At 56.8% G+C, this 3,316-nt stretch carries 5 protein-coding genes; 4 read left to right on the top strand and 1 reads right to left on the bottom strand.

The features are described 5' to 3' along the window. Positions 1–38 precede the first annotated feature (38 nt). Positions 39–692 carry an ISAs1 family transposase gene (locus QME66_13070; protein ID MDI6809882.1) on the top strand — a complete coding sequence of 218 codons (654 nt, stop codon included), beginning with the start codon at positions 39–41 and terminating at the stop codon, positions 690–692. Positions 693–695: 3 nt separating this feature from the next. Here QME66_13070 and QME66_13065 read toward each other — a convergent pair whose 3' ends face one another. After that, positions 696–974: a hypothetical protein gene (locus tag QME66_13065; protein ID MDI6809881.1), complete on the bottom strand. Its 279-nt coding sequence runs from the start codon at positions 972–974 to the stop codon at positions 696–698. Between the two features lie 193 nt (positions 975–1,167). Here QME66_13065 and QME66_13060 point away from each other — a divergent pair, with 193 nt between their 5' ends. Genes QME66_13060 through QME66_13050 form a run of 3 tightly spaced genes read left to right on the top strand, consistent with a single transcriptional unit; the run spans position 1,168 to position 3,278 of the window. Continuing rightward, positions 1,168–1,392, top strand: coding sequence for a type II toxin-antitoxin system HicB family antitoxin (locus QME66_13060; GenBank protein MDI6809880.1), 225 nt, complete (start codon positions 1,168–1,170; stop codon positions 1,390–1,392). Continuing rightward, positions 1,385–1,606 (top strand): type II toxin-antitoxin system HicA family toxin, encoded by a 222-nt coding sequence (locus QME66_13055; protein ID MDI6809879.1) that lies wholly within the window; start codon positions 1,385–1,387, stop codon positions 1,604–1,606. The genes QME66_13060 and QME66_13055 overlap by 8 nt, the downstream gene beginning before the upstream one ends. Before the next feature lie 13 nt (positions 1,607–1,619). Continuing rightward, on the top strand, positions 1,620–3,278 hold the full coding sequence (locus tag QME66_13050) for a hypothetical protein (protein MDI6809878.1): 1,659 nt from the start codon (positions 1,620–1,622) through the stop codon (positions 3,276–3,278). Positions 3,279–3,316 lie beyond the last annotated feature (38 nt).

Here is a 3,316-nt window from a genome sequence, read left to right as displayed (position 1 = left end):
GTGCAATGTGAAGATGTGACCCCAATGCCCCTGGGGTAGTGGCGAGCGCGGACGCGATGCATGCCCAGCAAGAAGCAGCTCGATTTCTGATGGAGGAGAAGGGTGCGAACTACTTCTTCACGCTGAAGGGTAACCAGCCCTCGATTCAAGAAAAGGCGCAACGCCTGCTGGAAGGCGCTTTTCCCCCTGTGGACCTTGCACAGGCCGAGACGGTCGAGAAGCATCATGGACGAGTGGAAACCCGACAGATATGGGCGCTGGGAGTGACAGCCGAGCAAATGGGCTTCTACGGGGCGGAGCAGGTGGCGCGGATTCGTCGGCATTTCGCGCATCTGAAGAGCGGGAAACAGAGCGATGAGACGGTCTTTGCGATTACCGGCTTGGGGCGCTTGCCGGATGAGAGGGCCAATGGCGAGATGCTGCTTGGGATCGCCCGAGGACACTGGAGCATAGAGAACGGCAATCACTATGTGCGAGATCGTTCTTATGATGAAGATCGTTGTCAGGTGCGTGAGCCGAACAGCGCGCATATCCTTGCCACATTGCGCTCAATGGCGCTGTTCTTGGCCAAAAAGCATGCGCACAATCCCAGCAATGCGCGACAGGCTACGACTCCGGCGCTCAACCGCTTCTGCGCTGCACACCGCAACCGCGCGATTCATTGGCTCATGTCGGAACGAGGATTGCGGTGATCTTCAACAGTCATGGCTCTTGATTCCTGCCGCCGTGGCGGGTGGGGTCTGCCCCCGAACAGCCACAAACCGTTTCACGGTCGTTTTTCCCCACACCAAAGACGCCAAGTGGCCCGCGCTCATGATCTCCAGCCTCATTCTTTCGTCCCCTTTTGCCATCAGAGTTGAGAACGGCACAGCCGTGCTTGCCGCAAAGCAGACTGAAACGTCCTTTCTATTTATCAGGGGAGGTGCTACTGTCTCCTTGCTTGCGTGAAACGAAATGCTATGCTCATCACTCATCTCAAACTGAGGAACTGGCGGAATTTTCCATCAGTTGACATCGATCTGAAGCGGCGGGTGTTTCTCGTCAACCAGATGGAACTTATGTGAGAACGGCATGGAAAGTAACCGAGGCCGAAAAGCTTTCGCCAAGTCTGGCGAAAGCGTGGAAATGTCTGCGGACATTCCAACCAACATGGGAGGGACAGTGCGGATGAAGAACTACTCATTAACGGCGGTCGTGGAGCGAGAAGGAGACGGTTATGTCTCTCTCTGCCCGGAACTGGATGTTGCCAGCCAGGGAGATACCGTCGAGCAAGCTACTGCAAACCTGAAGGAAGCGGTAGAACTCTTCCTGGAATGCGCCAATCCCAAGGAAGTGCGGGAACGTCTGCACGGGGAAATCTATGTGACCCGTTTTGAGGCCGTTCATGCCTAAGATCGGACATTTTCCCGGGACCGACGTCTGCCGTATATTGAAGCAACATGGATTCCGGCAAGTGCGACAACGCGGCAGTCATGTGGTGATGCAGCGAAAAGACGGAGCTTCCACCGTGACCGTCCCCGTCCCGATCCACTGCGAGATACGGATCGGCACGCTCCTTTCCATTATCCGGCAATCCGGTGTGCAACGCACAGCCTTTGAGATCTGAAGCATTGAGCGATATGATCAACATAACGCAAACAAAGGGCCAGCCCCACTACGGGCCGGGGAATCCGCACCCGCTGAGCCAGGTCAAGACTGAGTTGATTTGGGAAGACAAGTACGACGAACACGGCAACCGGCGCGAGGTGGATGTCGCCGGCTGCGTTCTGCCGCTCCAGATGGTCGAGAGCATTGACGAACTGCGGCAGCGCGCGGAAGCGCAGGGCGAACTGAAACTCTGGCAGAGAAATACCAATGCCGTTCGCGAACAGGCCGGCGAGTACACAACGTGGCGGAATCGCCTGATTTGGGGCGACAACAAACTCGTGATGGCGAGCCTTCTCGCCGACTTCAATGGGAAGATTGACCCCATCTACATTGTGGCCGCCGGTGGCACGGTCTACCTGACGAACATTCACCGACTCTATGACCCGACCAATCGGCGCGGCAATCGGGAAAACGAAATGCAACCGTGGGCTGGGCCGGAGGTCAGCAAGGCGAAGGCGCTGGATACCGGCGAGATTCTGCGAGAACGGATCACCAGTCACAAGAGGTTGATGGTCCTGAATGACGGGGCGCACCATCTTTGGGATCCTGACAGCGCGTGGAATGAGGCCGTTGACTTCCTGAATGAACAGACGCGCAAACGCAATGAGGTCGGTCTTGTGGCGCAGTTGGATTTCAGCGCCACGCCCAAGGACAACCACGGCAATCTGTTCAAGCACATCGTCATTGATACGCCGCTCGGTGAAGCCGTTGACGGCGGCATCGTCAAGACGCCGATCATCGGGCGGGGCCAGAAACTCATTGAGCAGACATCCGACAATGCCGGGGTGCGCTACCAGAATCACATTCTCCTGGGCTACAAACGCTGGCTGGAGTCCAAGAAAGAGTGGGACAAGAGCGGGAAGAAGGCGCTCCTCTTCGTCATGTGCGAGGACACCACCGACGCCGATAACATCGCGAAGGAGTTGAACAGTAACCCGCTTTACGAAGAACTGAACGGGCGGACGGTGAACCTCCATACGAACCTGAAAGGCAAGGTCGTTTGGAAGGGCCACGGGGCAGGCCGATACGCGGTCTTCAAGGAGAGCGAGAAGGAAATCAGCGACGAAGACCTGAAAGCCTTGCGCGAACTCTCACGGCAACTCGACGAAAACACGAGTCCCTACCTGTGCATCGTGAGCGTCCTTATGCTTCGGGAGGGATGGGACGTGCAAAACGTCACGACCATCGTTCCGCTTCGGCCCTACAGCAGCAAGGCGAACATTCTCCCGGAACAGACACTGGGGCGCGGCTTGCGCCGGATGATGCAACCCGGCCAGGCAAACGAAGCCGCGACGGTCGTTGAGCATCCGGCCTTTACGAGTCTCTACAAAGAACAACTCGCCCAGGAAGGTTTGTTCGTTGACGAGACCGACGTTGAGGATATTCGCCCAACCACGGTGACGATATACCCGGATGAACTGAAGGCGAACTTCAAGAGTCTCGACCTGTTGATTCCCCGATTGACACCGGCACACCGCATTGTGCCCGTCCTGGACAATCTTGCGCTCAAGGACGTGGAAGATGCTTTTGCGCGATACAAGAAACTGCCGTTGGGATCGGCGACGGCCCAGGAGATTGACTACGAAGGCCGGCAACGGGTCAAGTCCGTATTCTCCTGTAAAATCGGTTGAGGCATAAGGCTCCTGGAATGAGTCAAGTTAAGCCGCCA

Source organism: Candidatus Eisenbacteria bacterium (assembly GCA_030017955.1).
Lineage (GTDB): Bacteria > Eisenbacteria > RBG-16-71-46 > JASEGR01 > JASEGR01 > JASEGR01.
This window is presented reverse-complemented; position numbering and strand designations above follow the sequence as displayed.